The sequence below is a fragment of the Paractinoplanes globisporus DSM 43857 genome (assembly GCF_000379645.1).
Classification (GTDB): domain Bacteria; phylum Actinomycetota; class Actinomycetes; order Mycobacteriales; family Micromonosporaceae; genus Actinoplanes; species Actinoplanes globisporus.
In genome coordinates, this window is record NZ_KB903323.1 from 88,533 (window position 1) to 106,355 (window position 17,823).

Annotated in this window: 16 protein-coding genes; 4 read left to right on the forward strand and 12 right to left on the reverse strand. The window is 70.2% G+C overall.

The window, feature by feature from the left end; genetic code table 11:
• Positions 1-69: 69 nt before the first annotated feature.
• Positions 70-531, reverse strand: a complete 462-nt coding sequence (locus A3CQ_RS0135400) for a MarR family winged helix-turn-helix transcriptional regulator (RefSeq protein ID WP_020515691.1) — start codon at positions 529-531, stop codon at positions 70-72.
• 41 nt (positions 532-572) lie between these two features.
• On the opposite strand from A3CQ_RS0135400, the gene A3CQ_RS0135405 reads away from it, so the two are divergent.
• On the forward strand, positions 573-1,061 hold the full coding sequence (locus tag A3CQ_RS0135405) for a cupin domain-containing protein (protein ID WP_020515692.1): 489 nt from the start codon (positions 573-575) through the stop codon (positions 1,059-1,061).
• A 193-nt stretch (positions 1,062-1,254) separates the two neighbouring features.
• On the forward strand, positions 1,255-1,713 hold the full coding sequence (locus tag A3CQ_RS0135410; RefSeq protein ID WP_020515693.1) for a hypothetical protein: 459 nt from the start codon (positions 1,255-1,257) through the stop codon (positions 1,711-1,713).
• Between the two features lie 10 nt (positions 1,714-1,723).
• Here the strand turns inward: A3CQ_RS0135410 and A3CQ_RS0135415 are convergent, their stop codons facing one another.
• From A3CQ_RS0135415 to A3CQ_RS55190, 8 genes are all read right to left on the reverse strand, one after another.
• Positions 1,724-2,857 carry a glycoside hydrolase family 88 protein gene (locus A3CQ_RS0135415; protein ID WP_020515694.1) on the reverse strand — a complete coding sequence of 378 codons (1,134 nt, stop codon included), beginning with the start codon at positions 2,855-2,857 and terminating at the stop codon, positions 1,724-1,726.
• Between the two features lie 80 nt (positions 2,858-2,937).
• The gene (locus A3CQ_RS0135420; RefSeq protein WP_020515695.1) at positions 2,938-4,005 is read right to left on the reverse strand and encodes an aldo/keto reductase; all 1,068 of its coding nucleotides are present in this window, start codon (positions 4,003-4,005) and stop codon (positions 2,938-2,940) included.
• A gap of 73 nt (positions 4,006-4,078) precedes the next feature.
• Positions 4,079-4,972 carry an AraC family transcriptional regulator gene (locus A3CQ_RS0135425; protein ID WP_020515696.1) on the reverse strand — a complete coding sequence of 298 codons (894 nt, stop codon included), beginning with the start codon at positions 4,970-4,972 and terminating at the stop codon, positions 4,079-4,081.
• Positions 4,973-5,084: 112 nt separating this feature from the next.
• Positions 5,085-5,225: a hypothetical protein gene (locus A3CQ_RS61260; protein ID WP_020515697.1), complete on the reverse strand. Its 141-nt coding sequence runs from the start codon at positions 5,223-5,225 to the stop codon at positions 5,085-5,087.
• Between the two features lie 89 nt (positions 5,226-5,314).
• On the reverse strand, positions 5,315-6,181 hold the full coding sequence (locus A3CQ_RS0135435; protein ID WP_020515698.1) for a type IV toxin-antitoxin system AbiEi family antitoxin: 867 nt from the start codon (positions 6,179-6,181) through the stop codon (positions 5,315-5,317).
• Positions 6,182-6,191: 10 nt separating this feature from the next.
• The gene (locus tag A3CQ_RS0135440) at positions 6,192-10,313 is read right to left on the reverse strand and encodes a carboxypeptidase regulatory-like domain-containing protein (RefSeq protein WP_020515699.1); all 4,122 of its coding nucleotides are present in this window, start codon (positions 10,311-10,313) and stop codon (positions 6,192-6,194) included.
• Positions 10,314-10,439: 126 nt separating this feature from the next.
• Positions 10,440-10,748: a hypothetical protein gene (locus A3CQ_RS61265; RefSeq protein WP_157296726.1), complete on the reverse strand. Its 309-nt coding sequence runs from the start codon at positions 10,746-10,748 to the stop codon at positions 10,440-10,442.
• Complete coding sequence (locus A3CQ_RS55190; protein ID WP_063713640.1) at positions 10,735-11,358, reverse strand: winged helix-turn-helix domain-containing protein; 624 nt, start codon at positions 11,356-11,358, stop codon at positions 10,735-10,737. The genes A3CQ_RS61265 and A3CQ_RS55190 overlap by 14 nt, the downstream gene beginning before the upstream one ends.
• 124 nt (positions 11,359-11,482) lie before the next feature.
• Here A3CQ_RS55190 and A3CQ_RS0135450 point away from each other — a divergent pair, with 124 nt between their 5' ends.
• A complete protein-coding gene (locus A3CQ_RS0135450; RefSeq protein ID WP_020515701.1) occupies positions 11,483-14,506 on the forward strand; it encodes an ATP-binding protein in 3,024 nt (1,007 codons plus the stop codon).
• On the opposite strand, the gene A3CQ_RS0135455 is transcribed toward A3CQ_RS0135450, so the two are convergent.
• From A3CQ_RS0135455 to A3CQ_RS0135465, 3 genes are read right to left on the reverse strand one after another with little or no spacing between them, the layout of a single operon-like run.
• Positions 14,461-15,219, reverse strand: a complete 759-nt coding sequence (locus A3CQ_RS0135455; protein WP_020515702.1) for an ABC transporter permease — start codon at positions 15,217-15,219, stop codon at positions 14,461-14,463. The genes A3CQ_RS0135450 and A3CQ_RS0135455 overlap by 46 nt on opposite strands.
• The gene (locus A3CQ_RS0135460) at positions 15,216-16,142 is read right to left on the reverse strand and encodes a daunorubicin resistance protein DrrA family ABC transporter ATP-binding protein (RefSeq protein ID WP_020515703.1); all 927 of its coding nucleotides are present in this window, start codon (positions 16,140-16,142) and stop codon (positions 15,216-15,218) included. Before A3CQ_RS0135460 ends, A3CQ_RS0135455 begins: the two co-directional genes overlap by 4 nt.
• 57 nt (positions 16,143-16,199) lie before the next feature.
• Positions 16,200-16,805, reverse strand: a complete 606-nt coding sequence (locus tag A3CQ_RS0135465; RefSeq protein WP_020515704.1) for a TetR/AcrR family transcriptional regulator — start codon at positions 16,803-16,805, stop codon at positions 16,200-16,202.
• A gap of 55 nt (positions 16,806-16,860) precedes the next feature.
• Between A3CQ_RS0135465 and A3CQ_RS0135470 the strand changes: the two genes are divergently transcribed.
• The gene (locus tag A3CQ_RS0135470) at positions 16,861-17,277 is read left to right on the forward strand and encodes a nuclear transport factor 2 family protein (RefSeq protein WP_020515705.1); all 417 of its coding nucleotides are present in this window, start codon (positions 16,861-16,863) and stop codon (positions 17,275-17,277) included.
• Positions 17,278-17,823 lie beyond the last annotated feature (546 nt).

Here is a 17,823-nt window from a genome sequence, read left to right on the forward strand (position 1 = left end):
TCTTCAAAATTCTTTGGAAGGGCCAACGGGGTGATCGTGCGCAATCGTGGCGGGCCGGGTCGCCGTGATTCATGCTTCGGCGGCGGCGCGTCGGATGGTTTCGAGGTCGTCTCGTAGTGCCTGCATGCGGTCTGTGCCAACGAGCGCTCTGATCTGCTGTTCGACCGCGGGCGCGATGCTCTGGGCGAGGGCGATGACCTCGAGCCCGCGCCGCGTGGGTTGCACCAGCTTGGCGCGCCGGTCGGTCGGATCCGGGACCCGCTGGACGTAGCCGTGCGACTCCAGGTGCTGTACGAGTTCGGCCATGGCCTGCTTGGTCATCTGTGCGCGCTCGGCGAGCAGGCTGACGGTCGTGCCGGTGTCGTCGAGGTATTGGAACACCGCGGCGTGGGCGGCGCGGACCGCACCGTGGCCGTCCTCGGCCAGCCTGCGCAATGCCAGGTCGTTGAGGGCGACGAAGGTCTCGCGCAGCAGGACCGCGAGGTTGGCGGGTCGCTGACGACCGGCAAGCGTGGGAATGCGTGTTGACATGGACAGGGGGCCTGTCTATCGTGCGGAATATGGATATAGACATGCTACCTGTCGACCTGCCGGTCGATTTGGCCAGGGCCGAGCGGGTGCTTCTCGGCACCGACGAGATCACGATTCTTGCCACGGGCGCGCAGACCGGCGGCACACTGTTCGCCGTTCACGTTCGGATGCGACCGGGCGGCGGCCCGCCGGTGATGCACCGCCACGAGCCCGGCGAGATCTACTACGTGCGCGCGGGCGAGTTCACCTTCTATGTCGGAGAGGCCGGCGGTGTCCGACGGGTGGTGGCCGTCGCCGGCGACGTCGTTCCGCTCGCCGGCGGTACGCCGCACACCGTTCGCAACGAGTCCACTGCCGACGCGGTCGCCTTCGTGGTGCACGCACCCGGCGCGCCGATGGAGGGCTTCTCCCGTGCCGCGGCGGCCGCGGCCGCCAACGGCGACCTGACCATGGAGACGGCGCTGAGCCTCGCCGCGCAACACGGCATCGAGATGCTCGGACCCGTCCCGGACGTCGTCGAACGCCATTGACAGCAGTCAACTTCTCGGCGGGGGAGCGTGCGGGATGGTGACATCGGATCGTCGGCGTCGGACTGGAACCCTCGGCTGACCAACTCCGCGATCTCACGACCCGCGGGGGCGGTTCCAGCGCCGTTTCAGGCTCGCCTCAGCGGCCCGTGCGAAGGTGAGCGTTGTTTCTCATCCTTGCGGCGAGGGAGTCGCCATGAGACATCGCGCAACCATCGGGTACCGGCGGGTACTCGGTCTGCTCGCCGTCGTCTCGTTGATCGGCGCCGGCTTGGTCGGCGTCGGCGGGGCGGCCGCTGGTACGCCCGTGGTCGCCGGGCTCACCATCACGCCGTCCACCATCGCGGTCGGCGCGAGCGCCGGTCTGGTGGCCACGGCCACCAACACCACCGGCGCTCCGGTCAACGTGTCGCTGGGTGTCAACCTGCCCAACGGGGTCAGTGTGTCGGCAGTCTCCGGCACCGGCGGATGCACCCCTCGCCGGCTGACCAGGCTCATCTATTGCGGGGCCATCGGCGTGCCATCCGGCGCCTCCGCCGCGATCGAGTTCAGGGTGACGCCGACGGCCGCGGGCAGCTATGCGTTCCAGTCGTACGCCCGCGTCATGTACTCCAGCACCAACTCCACCGCCTCGCGGACGCTGACCGCACAATGAGGCCGATTCGTCAGGTGGTCAGGTTGGCTACCTCGGTGGCGGCCAGGAGGAAGCCGCCTACGCCGAAGTCGGCGGTGGAATTGGTGGTCACTGGCTGGCTGGACTCGGGGGCGTAGCCGACGCCCTGGACGTAGCCGAGGAAGCCGTCCGCGTGCACGGACGTGGCGACCATGCCGTTCCAGGCTCGGGCGACCATCGGGAGGTAGGTTGCTCGGTCGATGATGCCGGTTCGGATGCCGTAGGCCAGGCCGAAGGCGAAGAAGGCGGTGCCGCTCGTCTCCGGGCCGCCGAAGTGAGCCGGGTCGACCAGGTTCACGTTGAAGAGGCCGTCCGTGCGCTGGGCCTTCGCCAGCGAGCGGGCCAGGCCCTGGATGTTGTATCGGTACTCTGGCCACCGCGTACCAAGGCCGGGGTTGAGATTGAGGATTTTGGCATGCGCGGCCAGGGCCCAACCGTTGCCGCGGGACCAGAAGACCAGCTTGCCGGAGGGTGAGCGGGCCGCCTTGGCGCCCTCGTCGCGCCACCACAGCTCGTTGGTGTAGTCGTAGAGCACGCGGGTCCGCTTGGTGTGGGTGTAGAGCGCGAACATCTTCTGCAGGTAAGCGTCGTCGCCGGTCTGCCGGGCTACCCGCACGAACACCGGCATCGCCATGTGCAGCGCGTCGACCCACCACCAGTCGTCCACCTTGGTCGGCTGGTTCTGGACCATCCGGCGGATCGACTCGTTGATCGCCGCGATCTTGTTTGCCGCGGGCGCGACGTCGTACAGGTCGTAGTAGACCTGCCCGGCGGTGTGGTCGTCCGCGTGTCGCGTGGCGACGCCGTTGTTGATCGCGTAGTTGTTCTGCTCCGCCCACCGCTGGGCGTACGCCAGATACCGCGGCTCGCCGGTGGTCCGGTAGAGCGCCATGTTGCCGCTGAAGTAGGTCGCCCGCGCCCACTGGTTGTTGCCCGGGTCGCCGTGGGCGCCGATCCACTGGTCGTTGACCCGCCGCGCGACCGCGAGCACGTCGGCCCGGGACGGCAGGACCGAGGCCGGGGGCGCGGCGGCGGCGGGCGCGGCGCCGGCGAGAACGCCGGTCGCCGGGAGGATCGTCGCGCCGGCGACACCGGCCAGCAGCTGACGGCGGCTGATCTCGCTCACAAGCCACTCCTGGTTAATTCAAGTCCCGAGATAAGGGGTGGAGATATAGAAGCATGAATATCTCGGGATAGGAAGGTCTGTTAACGATTGAGCCGGGCGGCCAGGGCCGGCGCCACCTTGGTCGCCGTTCCGTCGACGGTTGCTCCGGCAAAGGCCAAATCCGGAGCCAGCGTACGGTTGTTGTCCGCCGGGAAGTTGAGCGTCGGTGTCGAGACGGCATCGAGCCGGGCGGTCTGGTCCGCGGTCAGCGCGACGTCGACGGCGTCCAGGTTGGTGCGGAGCTGATCGAGGCGGCGGGCGCCGATCAGGGTGGACGTGATCGCCGGGCGGTTCTGGACCCAGGAGAGGGCGACCGCGGCGGGAGTGTGACCGGACTCGGCGGCCACCTCGTCGAGGACGTCGATGACGGCGTAGTCGGACTCGGTCGGCCGGACCCAGCTGCGAGTGGTCTCGGCGGCGGCGCCCCGGGACCACTTGCCGGAGAGCAGGCTGCCGCGCAGCGGCCCCCAGGGCAGGACGCCGATGCCACGCTCCTGCGCCATCGGGAGAAGTTCACCTTCGGGCGTACGGGCCAGCAGCGAGTATTCAACCTGCATGGCGATGACCGGCGCCCACCCGCGGAACTGCGCGACGAGACTGGCCTCGGCGGCCTTGAACGCCGGCAGGTCGGACACCCCGACGTACCGAATCTTGCCGGATGTGACCAGGTCGTCGAGGGCGCGCAACGTCTCCTCGATGGGGGTGGCGCGATCCCAGTTGTGCAGCCAGTAGATGTCGACGTAGTCGGTACGCAGGCGGCGCAGCGAGTCCTCGAGCGCGGCGATCATCGCCTTGCGACCGGCGCCGCCGGCGTTGGGGTCGCCGGGGCGCAGGGAGGCGAAGAACTTCGTGCCCAGGACGAGACGGTCGCGCAGGCCGGGCCGGTCGGCCAGGTAGTCGCCGATGATCCGCTCGGAGTTGCCGGCGGTGTACACGTTCGCGGTGTCGATCGAGTTGCCGCCACGCTCCAGGTACTCGGTGAGCATGGCGGCGGAGGTGGTGGCGTCGGCGCCCCAGCCCTCGGGGTCGCCGAAGGTCATGGTGCCCAGGGTGAACGGGCTGACGCGCAGGCCGGAACGGCCGAGGGTGAGGTAGTGGTCAAGCGGCATGACCCCAGTACACGTCGCCCCGAAATGAGCGGAAAGCCCGGAACGATCAATCGCTTGCCCGATCCTTCCAAGATCAAACCGGCTGCCGGGAGGCCGGCGGCACCCGGCGCAACCGCAGCGCGTCCTGCCCCGGCGGCAGGCCGAACAGGCGCCGGTACTCCCGGGTGAACTGCGAGACGCTCTCGTACCCGACCGCGAATCCGACCTCCGCCACGCCGTGCGGATCGGCCAGGAGGCGATTGCGGGCCTCCTGCAGGCGCAGCTGCTTCTGGAACTGCAGCGGGCTCATCGTCGTGGCCGCCCGGAAGTGCCGGTGGAACGAGGTGGCGCTCATCCCGGCGACGCGGGCGGCGTCCTCGACCCGGAACAGGTCGGTGTAGTTCTCCCGGATCCAGCTGATCGCCCGCCCGATCCGCGCGAGGCTGCTGTCGGCCAGCCCGATCGACCGGACGATCGCGCCCTGCTCGCTCTGTTCGCTGGTGAGCAGCCGCCAGACCAGCTCGCGCTCGATGCCGGCGGCCAGCACCGGGATGTCGGCCGGCCGGTCCAGCAGCCGGAGCAGCCGGACGAGCGGATCGAGCAGGTCGCCGGTGACGCGCCCGACCGCGAAGCCGGGGCCCTCCCCGACGGCGTGGGAAGGCACATGCAACACCAGCTCGGCGATCAGCTCCGGGCGCAGCGGCACACCGACGACGAGGTACGGCGCTTCCCGGCTGGCCTCCGCCACGTGGGCGACGACCGGCAGGTCCAGCGAGGCGATCAGGAAATCCCCGGCACCGTACGTCAGCACCTGATCGGCGATCGTCGTGCGCTTCGAGCCCTGCGCGACCACGACGAAGGTCGGGCTCATCAGGCCGGTCATCGGCTCGGTCGGCGTCGTCGAGGACAGCACCGTGACCCCCGCCAACGCGGTCTGCCCGGCATGCCGCGTCAGCAGGTCTCTCAGCTCGGTCAGATCAGGCCGCACGCAGCCGAGACTAACTTCCTCCGGCCGGAGATCTACGCCGTCGGGAGAGGGCGCCGGGCGAGGTGGCGTTAGTCGGAACTGGGGAGTCCCAGGCCGCGCTCCATGGCTCGGATCAGCCGTTGTCGATCAGAACGACCTGACCTTCGGGATCGTCGTAGAGATACGCAATTAGTTCGGTGGACTTCGCGTACCAGTAGATGATCGTTGCGATGTCGACGGCGTCCCGGTACCCGCCGGTCGCACTGCGGTCCAACCACGCTTCCAATTTCAAGGCGGCGTACGCGCGTCGACGTTGCGACGAGCTCGGTGACCACGGCGTCGACCAGGTGCAATACCGTCGGGTCACACCTCGCCAGGTCGAGCACGGCGGGTCCTCCAATCCCTCGCGGCCTCGTTCAAGCGGGGATCGCCGACCGCGATCAGGTCGGCGTAGACGAGCGGCCACGGGGCATTCCGCCCGCCTGGCGCGGGCTCCTCTTCCTCGGGGAGCGGCGAGACCCAGAACTTCTGTCGGATGAAGACGTTCGGCACACGGCCGGGGCTGGCACTCCATCGGTTGACGATGGGCAGCATGGGATCAACTGCATCGACGTAAGCCGTCAGCGTTGCGGGACTGACGAGGATTGTTCCCTTGGCGGATTCGCCGCTGAGATAGAGCGCCTGGTCGTCCCTCGGCACCTTGACCGGCGTTGTCGCGTCGCCGTGGTATCGAGCGAGCTCCAGTCGCCGGCCCAGGCCGCTCGGATACGCGGCTGCCCAGTAGTCGAGCAGGTCGTCGGTCCGATCCAGCCTTCTCGAGCCAGGCACGAGAAATCCGGCCCGCTCGAGTTGCGTCAATGCGTCGTGTGCCTGGCCAAGTGAGACTCCGGCGGCGGTAGCGACGGCCCGGACATTTCCGGTCGCGAGTTCCGGCCATGTGAGCAGGGCGAGTGCGACCTGCGAGCGACGCGCACTGAAGATATTGACCGACTGCCGGGGCTGGGCGGCACGAGGACTGCGTGCCTGAACGCGGCCGACCGGCTCGGTACGCCCCTGTAGCTCGACAAGCACGTCGTCGATCGTGAGGTACGCGTTCCCCAGTGCGTCGACGAACTGGATACCGGCGTCGCGCAACGCCGCGGCACTTCGCCGGCTGACGCGCTCGCCGACGATGAGCAGTGGATACGCCGACCTGGGCGGCGGCCGCAGGGCGATCTCATTGAAGGTCATCCGGCTGGTGCTATGGCGTCGGTTTCAGGGTGAAGTCGAGCGTCGTGGTTGTGGCCCTGGTGATTTTGGCGGTCTTGACCTGGGGCTGGTAGCCGTCCTTGGCCGCGATGACCTGGAGGGGGTTGTTGCGGACGTCCAGCCACAGGGCGTACTGGCCGGTCTTGTCGGTTCTCAGGGTGTAGCTGTTCGCCCAGGTTTCGATCTGGACGGTGGCGCCGGTCAGCAGCCTGCCGTCGGTGCTGGTGAGGGTGCCGGCGATCTTGCCCCACGTGGCCGGTGGCTTGACCGTCATGGTGACGTCCACCGGTGGGGTCTGGTACGGCGTGTCGGTGGTCAGGACCAGGGATGCCGGGTACGTCCCGGGCTGGGTGATCGACGCGACGGTGGGGTCCAGGGTCAGGGTGACCGTGGTGTGGCCGCCGGGGCGGATGGTCACCTGGGTGGCGCTCTCGGAGAGCCACGGCACGTCCGCGACCGGGGCGCAGTCGGTGAAACCGGGCAGCACCTCGGAACGGGGCAGCGGGGCCACGAACAGGCCGGCGGGCACGCCGCCAATCCGGTACAGGCCGCAGGCGCTGCCGCCGCGGTAGAGCGTGTCGTTCGAGTTCGGCAGGCTGGTCCACGTGTCGGCCGCCGGGTCGTACGCGTAGCCCTGGTTGGTTATGGCGACGCCGTCGTCGATGGCTCCGCCGGAGACCAGCAAGCGGCCGTTCGCCGCGGCGTGTGCGGAGGCCCAGAGATCGGCCGGCATCGAGGCGCGTTGGGTCCAGGCGTTCGTGGCCGGGTCGTAGACGTAGGTGTGCGCCACCCCCGCGTCGGTGGTCGTGCCGCCGGCGCAGTAGACCTTGCCGGCCAGGGCGCCGCACGACGGCCAGGAGATCGGCTCGGGGTAGTCGGCCGCGGTGGTCCAGGAGTCGGTCGCCGGGTCGTACACGTGCACGTCGGTGCGGCCGCAGCTGGACCGGTTGCACCCGCCGATCACGTACAGCCGGCTCTTCAGGGTTGCCGATCCGGCCCCGGCCGCCGGCTGCGGATTGTCCGCGACCGTCGTCCAGGTGTTCGTGTCCGGGTCGTACGCCTCGGTCTTCGGGTCGGGCTGGCGGTCGGCGCCCCAGCCGCCGGTCGCGTACAACCGGTCCGCGATGAAGCCGCCGACCGGCGCCTCGCGGATGTCCGCCGCCCGGGCCTGCTTGGTCCAGGTGCCGGTGTCCGGGTCGTACACGTAGAGGTCCGCGACATAGGCGGTCCCGTCCCAGCCGTACGCGGAGTAGACCTTCCCGCCGAACACGTCGACCAGGTTGTCCTGGATCGGCACCGGGTAGTCGGCGATCGAGGTCCACGGCGCGGCGGACGGGTTGACGTCGGCCGGAGCCGCGGTGGCCGGCTTCGCGGAAGCGGTGGCGGACAGCGCGAGCGGCGTGACCTTCGTCTTCACCACCTGCGGTGCCGCGCCGCCGCGGGCGAGCAGCTGGAAGTTGCCCGGCTGTTCGGCCAGCGACACGGTGGCCGGCGCGGTCCCGGTGTTCGTGAGCGTCAGCTTGGCCGTGGTGGGCGTGGCCCAGGCGACCGTCTTGCCGATGGTCGCCGGTGAGGCCGCGACGCGACCGGCCGGCAGCGCGACGTCGCTGCGGGTGATCGATTCCGCGGCCACGTTCACGGTGTGCGTCACCGTGCTGTATGCGCGCCGAGCAGCCGTGAAGGGGTGGCCGCCGGTGGCGGAGGAGAACATCCAGTAAGAGCCGTCGCCGGCGCTCGTGCCCTTGTCCGCCGGAACGTCCACACTGGCCACCGTGGCGCCGCCGACACCGGCGCCGGTGTTCGCGTCGGTCACCCGGCCCAGCACCAGCCCGCCGCCGACCTTGTCGCAGCTGCGCGTGCCGAGCAGCACGTTGTCCAGCTGCCACCAGGTCGCGGTGGTGGCGGTGTAGTGGAAGCGGGCGACGACCCGCGCGGCGTGGGCCGCGCCGGGCAGCGGGATGTCCACGTGCGCCGGCCCGGCCAGCGCGTCGGTGTCGTGGTGCCAGACGTCGGCCCAGGTCGTGCCGCCGTCGGCGCTGACCTCGACGTCGGCCGTCGAGGGGCCGAAGTAGGGGAGGTATTCGGTGTCGAAACTGAGCGCCGGATCGTCCACACCGGACAGATCCGTCTCCGGTGAGGTGAGGGTCGTGTCCTCGCGCTTGAGGTTACCGAGGCTGTCCGCCATCGCGAAGTGGCCGGTGCCGCCGCTGCGGTTCCGGTACGTCTTCGGGTCGTCGAAATGCCAGCCATCGGCCTCGGGCGGGGTGGCGTAGCCGACCGTCCAGCCCGCCGGCGTGTCGGTGGAGTCGAAGGTTTCGTGGACACCCGCGTAGTGCGTCGTCCAGCCGGGTGCCGTGCAATCGGCGGCATCGATCGGCACCGACAGATCCCGGTGTACGTCGTCGGAACCGAGCGGCAGGCTCAAGTCGACCGGTTGATACCCGGGGTAGTTGGCGGTCACGTGCGCCGTGTACGTCCGGCCCCGGGGGAGCGCGAGGCTGTAGCGCCCGGTGTACGGGTCGGTGAACACCGGCCCGCCCGGCACCCCGTCCACGGTGATCTTCGCGGACAGCGGCCAGCCGTGCCCGGAGCCGTCGGTCACCGTCCCGCTGATCGTGGAGCGGGGCAACGGGTCGAGCGCGATGTCTCTGGTGATGGTCGCGCCGTCGGCGATGATCACGCCGGACGCGTTCGCCCCGGTGTATCCGTACGCGTCGACGGTCACGTCGTCCGTGCCGGCGGGCAGCACGAGCGTGTACCGCCCTTGCGCGTCGGTGATCGTCGAGCTGCCGCCGGCGCGAACCGCGGCCCCGCCGATCGGCGTGCCGGTGGCGCTGTCGGTCACTGTGCCGGTGAGGGTGCCGTGCGGGCCGATCGCGAACGCCTCCGGGCCGGCCGGGGTGCCGAGGCCGGTCGGGCCGTCGTATCCGGCGCCGGCGGTGCACAGGTACGAGGTCGTGCAGGAGCCGTTGTTCCCCGAGGTCACATCGTTGAGGGCGGTGCGGTGGGCGTACGGATAGGAATTGGGGTAGGTGTTCGGTGCCGGCGTGCCGGCCACCGCGTAGACGCCGGCGATGATCGGTGCCGCGACGCTGGTGCCGCCGAAAACGCCCCAACCAAAACCTTCGACGCCGTACGTGTCATAGACCGCGACGCCGGTGAGCGGATCGGATACGGCCGCCACGTCGGCGATCGCGCGCATATCGCAGCCGGTGTCGTTCTGGAACGCCGGCTTCGGTTCGAACGCCGAGCAGCCGCTGCCCGGCGCGCCGTAGGCGTTGTTCCAGACCGTTTCGGAGAAGCCGCGGACGCTGTCGTCGCGGACCAGCGAGGTGCCGCCGGCCGCCGTCACGAACTGGGACGCGGCCGGGTACACCACACCGAAGCCGCGATCGCCGGAGGCGGCCACCATCGCGACGCCCGGGTGGTTGTAGTGCGCATCCAGGTCGGTCGTCTCGGACGGGTCCTCGTCGCTGCCGGTGTACACCTCGCCGTAGCTGTTGGAGACGAACTTCGCCCCCTGCGCGACGGCCTGGTCCACCGCGGCCAGCATGTCCTCGTTCCGGTTGCTGTCCGCCTCGACCAGCACGAGGTGCGCGAGGGGCGCGGCGGCCGACACCATGTCCAGGTCGAGCGAGATCTCGCCGGCCCAGGCGGAGTCGCGGTTCGGGTAACCGGTGCCGCCGCGCTGGTCGACCTTGCGGAAGCAGCCGTCGGCCGAGGTGCACGCGGGCAGGCCGAACTGCGCGCGGTAGACGGCCAGATCGGCCTCGGCGTTGGGGTCGTCGTACGCATCCACGATGGCGACCGTCTGCCCGGCGCCGCCGTCGGGCGGAAGGCCGTACGCCGAACGCAGATCGTCCGCTCCGAAGCCGGCCGGGGCGAGCGCGCGTTGCAGCCCCTGACCGCCGCCCACGTCGGCGCGGCGCAGGGCGAAGCAGGTGACATGTCCGACCTGCGCCGTGTCACAGACCGGCTGAACGTCGGCCGGGTTGGCCGGGTCGGACGGCGCGGACGGCGCGGACTGCGCGGGCGCCGGCAGCCCGAGGAGCGCGATGGCGACGGCGGCGACGAGCGCCCACGTCCGAGTGTGTGTCCTCCGAGGTAGGTGCATCGCGGCCCTCCAGCCCCCGTGCGCACGTCGACCGGGACCGATCAACGGGCGATGTCAGGGTGCGGGGAACCGCTGATGGGCCGCTGAAAGCATCCTGAAAGCCCTGATGCCCGGCCCGCGAGCTTCCTAGCGGCGCGGCGTGAAAACCGGCATATGAGGCACGACATCGGCGGCGGAGTCGACGATCCTTTCCGCGACGGGAAGGTCCGCTTCGATGTCTTCCGGGTTTACGGCGCCTTCGGAGGCTTGGTAGTCACCACCACCGCGGATGCGACGGAGGCGCCGGTAGGGACGCAGAATCGGTCCGGCGGGTGGCACGAGTTGGGCCTCCGCCGCTCGGATGACCACCTCGTGACCGCCTTCGCGGGTCGGCCGGAGGCCCTGTTGCCGGAGAACGGCCGTCAATGCCTTTTCGGCCAGCTCATTGCGTCTCACTCCGGGTCTCGACGGTTGTCTGGGTGGGTTTGGGCGGCGCTATCAACGTGACCAGCGGGCGCTGCTTCACTTCGGTGAGGAACGGGGTGTTGCCTTCGTGCCAGCGGGCAGTGGTGAAGAACTGAGGGTTCACCTCGCGCTCCAGGCGGTCTTGTGCTCGTTCGGCGGCGTCGTAGGCGTCGTCTCGATCCACGTTGCCGATGACAAGGACGTCGATGTCGCCGGGCTCTGGGCCGTCCTGGCCGCTGTATCGGGCGGCCCAGGAGCCGTAGATCAGGAGACCTTCGAGGCCGTCCAGGTTACTGAACTCTTGTGTGATGACCTCTCGGGGACCGAACGCGACGAGCACGAGGTCGCGGAGCGGTCGGTAAGCGGGGCTGGCCGTATTGGGGCTCAGAAGCCGGGAGCGTCCGACGCGACTGTCTTTGATCAGACCGGCGTCGACGAGGCGCTCCACTTCCCGATGGACCGTGGCATAGGGAGTATCAAGCTTGGTAGCCAGGTCGGACATCGAGTGCCGACCGGGCGAGAGCATGACCAGCGTGAGAATCTCTGCCTGGACCTGGCTGCGGAAGATGGCCATGAGGGGTGGCGCGGCAGCTCTGCTCATGGTTGCTTCGTCCTTCGAGGTAGCCGCGACTTATCCAATAACCTGACTATATTATCAGCTTATTGGATGCATCGCACTCGCCGGGGATCGCTGGGTGCAGGGTGGGGTGGATAGCGTGGCGGGTGTGGTTCGGCTGAGGCTGTTGGGGGCGGTTTCCTGGGATGGGGTGGCCATCCGCGGGGGGCGGCTCGGTGGCCTGCTGGCGTTGCTTGCCGAGGAGCTGAGGGTGGGGTGCGGGGCCGGGCGGCTGGTGGAGTCGTTGTGGGCCGAGGAGCTGCCTGAGCATCCGGCCAAGGCGTTGCAGACGTTGGTGTCTCGGGTGCGGGCCGTGGTGGGGTCCGAGGTTGTCGTCAGTACGGCCAGCGGGTATCGGCTTGCGCTCGACGAGGAGCAGGTCGACGTGGCGGCGGTGCTGGTCAGGGTGGCGGAGAGCCGGCGGTTCGCGGGGGCGGGAGAGCACGCGGCGGCGTTGGCGAGTGCCGAGGCGGGGCTTGCGCTGTTCGAGGGGGCGGAAGCCGGGGGAGACGGGCCGCTGGGGGAATTGAGGGCGGCACGTTGTGACACGCGCGGGGAATTGGAGCGGGCCAAGGGGCTGGCCCTGTCGCGGCTCGGGCTGGCGGGGGAGGCGTTGGGGGCGCTGACCGAGCTCGCGAAGGAACGCACCCGGGACGAAGAGCTGCTGGTCGAGCTCTTGCGTTGCGAGGCGGCCGTGGTGGGGAACTCGGCGGCGCTCGAGCGGTACGAGGAGTATCGGCGGAGCCTGCGGGACGAGCTGGGCAGTGATCCGGGGGCGGCGCTTCAGCAGGTGCAGCGGGAGCTGTTGGCCGCCGACGCGCCGGTGTTGCGGAGCGGGGTGCGGCACGAGCCGAATTCGTTGCTGGGGCGGGCGGGGGACATCGCGGCCGTCCTCGGGCTGCTGCGGGAGGCCCGGGTGACGTCGGTCGTCGGGGCCGGCGGGCTCGGGAAGACTCGCCTCGCGCACGCGGTGGCGCGGGAGGCACCGCAGCGGGTCGTGCACTTTGTGGAGCTCGCGGGCGTGGCGACGGACGACGATGTCCTGGGGGAGGTCGCGTCGGCCGTGGGCGTGGGGGACGCGCCGTCGCCGGTGGACGGGATCGTGACGGCGCTCGGGGCCGGGTTGCTCGTGTTGGACAACTGCGAGCACGTGCTTTCGGGGGCTGCTGACCTCGTACGGGAGCTGGTTTTTCGAACTCCCGAGATGCGGATCCTGATCACCAGCCGGGCGCCGCTCGGGTTGTCCTCGGAGGCGGTTTATCCGCTTCCGCACCTGGACCTGACGACGATGGTGGCGTTGTTTTCGCAGCGTGCGCGGGCGGCTCGGCCTGCGGCCGGCCTTCCGCCCACCGAGGTGCGGGAGTTGTGCGCTTCGTTGGACGGGCTTCCGCTCGCCGCGGAGTTGGCAGCGGCACGCGTACGCGTGATGTCGGTCGACGAGATCAACAAGCGGCTCGACGACCGGTTCGCGCTGCTGCGTGGGGGTGGGCGGGACGCGCCCGAGCGGCATCGGACGTTGCACGCGGTGATCGACTGGAGCTGGCATCTGCTCGAACCCGGGGCGCAGTCGGCGATGCGTACGCTATCGGTGTTTTCGGGGGGATTCACGGCGGACGCGGCGGCGTTCGTGACCGGGGACGACGGCATTGTCGAGCGGCTCGTGGACCAGTCGTTGCTGCAGGTGGTCGAGGGGGAGGCGGGCACCCGGCTGCGGATGCTGGAGACCGTGCGCGAGTTCGGGGTGGCGCGCCGGGAGGAGGCCGGGGAGACCGAGCGGGTCGTCGACCGGTTCCTCGAGTGGGTGCGTGACTGCGCGATGCGGCAGCCCGACTCGGGTCTCGACACGGAGATCGTCCGGGCCGTCGACGCGATCCGCGCGGAGCAGGACAACCTGCTGCAGGCGCTGCGGTACGCCTTCGACCGGGACGACAACGCCACGATCGCGGCGGCGGCATCGCTGCTCGGCACCTTGTGGGTCACCGACTCGAACCTGTCGCGGCTCGCGGGACTCGCGGCCGATGTGCCGCCGGCGCTCTCCCGGCTGCGGCCCGCGCCGGATCTCATCGAGGCGACCCGGGCGGCGGCGGTGTGGTGCGCGATGAGCGCCTTCCTCATCCGCGGGCCGCGGCCGCTCCGGGCGCTGGTCACGCTGCGCCGGCTGCCGCCGCCCGACCCGGACACCATGGTCGGTGCCGCCCAGATCGCGTTGTGCGCGCCGAACCTGGCGGCGCTGCGGGAGCTGTGCGACAGTGAGCGGCCGCTGGTCGCTGGGGCGGCCAACTTCGCACACAGCTACCTGGCCGAGAGCGCGAACGATCTGGACAGCGCGCTGGAGTCGGCGCGGCGGATGCTCGACCGTACGGGAGACGCCGGCCCGTGGATGCGGGCGCTCGCGCACTCCCGGATCGGGGAGCTGTGCCTGCAAGTGGACCCGGGACGGGAGGCGTACCTCCATCTGAACGCCGCGTTGTCACTCATGGAGGAGCTCGGCGCCTGGCCCAGTGCGGCGCGGGCCCGGTGGGCGATCGTGCTGGCCAACCTGCAGCGCGGCGCGTTCGAGGAGGCGGAGCAGGGACTGGACCACCTCGGGGACGCGGATCTGCTCGAGGAGTCCGGCCGCCGGATGTTCGACGCCTGCGCCCGCGCCGAGATCCTTCTTTCCCGGGGCGACATCGACGGCGGCCTCGAACTGTGGCGGGAGGCCGTCGACCAGCTCCGGGACACCCACGATCGGTGGGCGCTGGAGGTGTCGGCGGTCGCCGTGGTCGCCCATGCCCGGCACGGACGGCTCGACCTGGTCGCCGACGTCGCCGGGGCGCTGCCGGGCATGCTGTCGGCGATGCTTCCCTCGGCGTCGGCCGCGGATTTTCCCGGCTGCGGCACGCTCGCCCTGGCCATCGCGGTCTCGACCGAGGACGCCGGCGCCAAGGCGCACCTGATCGCGTTGGCGGAGCGATTCGGCGTACGGCAGGACTTCCAGCCGACCATGTCGCTCGCCTGGGCGCGCTCGGTCGCGATGGAAGCCGACCCGGCGGCGTACGCGTCGGCCGTCTCCGCGTACGCCGGCCTGGGTCTTGATGATCTTCGTCACCGGTTGGGATCGCGCCTGAACAGCGCGCGCGCCCACACATAGCCGAGCAGGGCGAGCACCAGGCACCAGCCGACCGCGACGAGCCAGCGGTCGCCGACCGAGGTGCCGAGCAGCAGCCCGCGCAGCGTGTCGATGATGGGCGTGAACGGCTCGTGCGCGGCGAACCAGCGCACGGCTCCGGTCATCGACTCCGGCGGCACGAACGCGCTGCTCAGGAACGGCAGCAGCTGGATGACCAGGGTGAACGGGGCCACGCCCTCGGCCGTCTTGGCGGACAGCCCGGCGGCCACGCCCAGCCAGGTCATGGCGATCGTGAGCAGCGCGAGGAGGCCGGCCGCGGCGAGCCAGCCGAGCGGGCCGCCGTGGACCCGCAGCCCGAGGGCGAACGCGACGAGCACCACCAGCACCGCGCTGAGCAGCGTGCGTACCGTCGACCCGACGACGTGCCCGGTCAGCACCGACGCGCGGGAGATCGCCATCGTCCGGAACCGGGCGATGACCCCGGTGGTGACGTCCCGGTTCACCGCGAGCGCGGTCGTCGTGGCGCCGTAACCGACGGTCATCAGCAGCACACCGGCCACGACGTAGTTGATGTAGTCGGTTCCGGACCGGGAGCCGGCCTGCAGCGCTCCTCCGAAAACCCCGACAAACAGCAGCAGGAGTACGACCGGCAGCCCGATCGTCATGATGATCGCGCCCGGGTTGCGCTGGGTGTGCCGGAAGTTCCTGCGCACCATCGTCATCGCGTCGCTCATCGGGTCACCTCGGCGCGCTCGGTGAGGGCGTGGAAGACGTCGTCGAGATCGGGCGTGTGCAGGGAGAGGTCCGCCACCTCGACACCGGCCTGGTCCAGCTTGTCCAGCAGCAGCCGCAGTTCGCGGACGCCGCTGCCGGGCACATCGATCGTGAGTGTCTCGTCGTCGGGTTGGTTGTTGAGGACCCGGGCCGCGGCTTGCAGGGTCGCCGCATCCGGGAACGTCAGGCGCACGTGCCCGCCGGGCAGCCCCCGCTTGAGCTCCTCGGGGGTGCCCACCGCGACGAGCTTGCCCCCGTCGAGCACCGCGATCCGGTCGGCGAGCTGGTCGGCCTCCTCCAGGTACTGCGTGGTCAGGAAGATCGTGACGCCGCCGGCCACGAGATCCCGCACGGTCTGCCACATCATCCGGCGGCTCCGCGGATCGAGCCCGGTCGTCGGCTCGTCCAGGAAGATCACGCGCGGCCGGCCGATCAGCGTCATCGCCAGGTCGAGGCGGCGCCGCATGCCCCCGGAGTAGGTCGACGCGAGCCGCTTGGCCGCCTCGCCGAGATCGAACTGGTCGAGCAACTCCTCGGTCCGGCGCCGGCCCTCCGCCCGGTCGAGGTGGTGCAGGTCGGCCATCAGCATCAGGTTCTCCGCGCCGGTGAGCAGGTCGTCGACGGCCGAGAACTGGCCGGTCACCCCGATCGCCCCGCGTACTTTTTGCGGTTCGCCGGCCAGGTCGTGCCCGGCGACCCGCACCTGCCCGCCGTCGGAATGGATCAAAGTGGACAGGATCTGCACGGTCGTCGTCTTACCCGACCCGTTCGGCCCGAGCAGCGCGAACGTGGTCCCCTCGGCGACCTCGAAGTCGATGCCGTCGAGGACCTTCGTGCTCCCGAATGACTTCCGCAGCCCGTCGACCGCGATTGCGCTGGTCATGCCGCCGCTCCCTCCCGATGAGTTTCGCTTTCCCGGGAAGAGTGCGCGCGGCCGGTTTCACGGCGGATTCACCGCGGATTCGTGCTGCTCGGCGCGTGTTTGTTCGGCGGCCAAGAGCTGAAAGCAGGGCCGGAGCAGCTCGATGATCTCCTCCGGCGAAGCGTCGGTCAGACTCCCGAACCGGAGGAGGTAGCGCTCGATGATGACGCCGTGGACGATGGCGCTGAGCAGGCCGGCGCGCAGCCGGGCGTCGTCGGCCGGGATCCCGGCGGCGATCTGGCCGAGCTGGGGTTCGGCGGCGGCGCGGTAGCGTGTGGCGGCGTCGGGGTTGGTGAGCATCGACCGCAGCAGGGCCAGGGAGGCGACGGGTTCGCCGTCCAGCCGGGTGGCCAGCGAGGTGAGCAGGGCCTCGGCCATCTCCCCCGGGGCGGCGCCGGTCAGCTCGCCGGTGGATGGCTCGGCGGCCCGGGCGAAGAGCTCGTCCTTCGTCCCGAAGTAGTGCATGACCAGGCCGCCGTCCACGCCGGCCGCCTTCGCGACGGCCCGGATGGTCGTGCGCTCAAAGCCGAGCTCGGCGAACATCTGCCGAGCCGCGGCGAGGATCTTCCCCTCGGTCTGCCGTCGCTGCTGCGCCCGGGTCAGCCGCGGGCTCGGTTCCGTCACACGCTCATTCTACGGCCGTTGACCGAGCCTCTCTTTCGTTCTACGCTCGTTCAACATGACCGTCACGTCCCGCGAGATCGTCGAGCGTGCACTACGGGCCGGCCGCTCTCTGGATGTCGAGGCGCTGGTGGCCCTCATGGCGCCCGACGGCTACATCGAGTGGCCGTACCGCCCACCGGGCGCGCCCGCCCGCGTCCAGGGCCACGCCGAGATCCGCGCCCACCTGACCAGGGTGGCCCAGGGCTTCCTCAGATTCGACGACTACCGCAACGTAGTGATCCACGAAACCACCGACCCCGACGTCGTCATAGTCGAATACGACGTCCACGCCACAGTCCTCAAAACCGGCGCCCCACTGGACCAGTCAGTGATAGCCGTCTTCCATCTCCGGAACGGCCAAATCCACGCCTACCGCGACTACATCAACCCACTGCCGCTAGCTGAGGCGTACGGGAAGATGCACCCACAGTAACCAGATGTGGAGCCGTCCCGACGCGTCAGGCCGTCACCGTGACGTGGATCGTCCACCGCATGATCGGTCCCGGGCACGGGGTCGGGTCGTGGTCGCACGGGTAGTCGGTGTTCGTCGTCACGTCCGCNTGTCCCGGCGCCGCGGCGACGTAGTGGACGACNAGCGGCTGGTTCGTGGGATAGCCACCGCTCACGTCGCGCTGGACGAGTACCCCGCCGNTGNTGCTCGGGGGTGGGTCGTACTGGCTGGGCAGGCTCACCACGAGCGTGTCACCGACGCGCAGGCTGAGCGCGCGGCCGTTGTCCGCGGTGGTCGTCGTGACGGTCTGCCCGCCGCTGTGCGACACGTCCACGACCTGGACGTGCACCGCCCACAGCGCGATCGGAACCGCGCACGGGGGCGTCGTGTGCAGGCAGGCGTAGTCGGTCTGGGAGGACAGGTCGATGGAGCCGGGCGCGACCGCGCGGTACCGCGCGGCGGCCGGCTGCCCGGTCGGGAAGCCGCCGCTGCTCGACAGAAGCGACAGTCCGGACCCCTTGGCCGTGA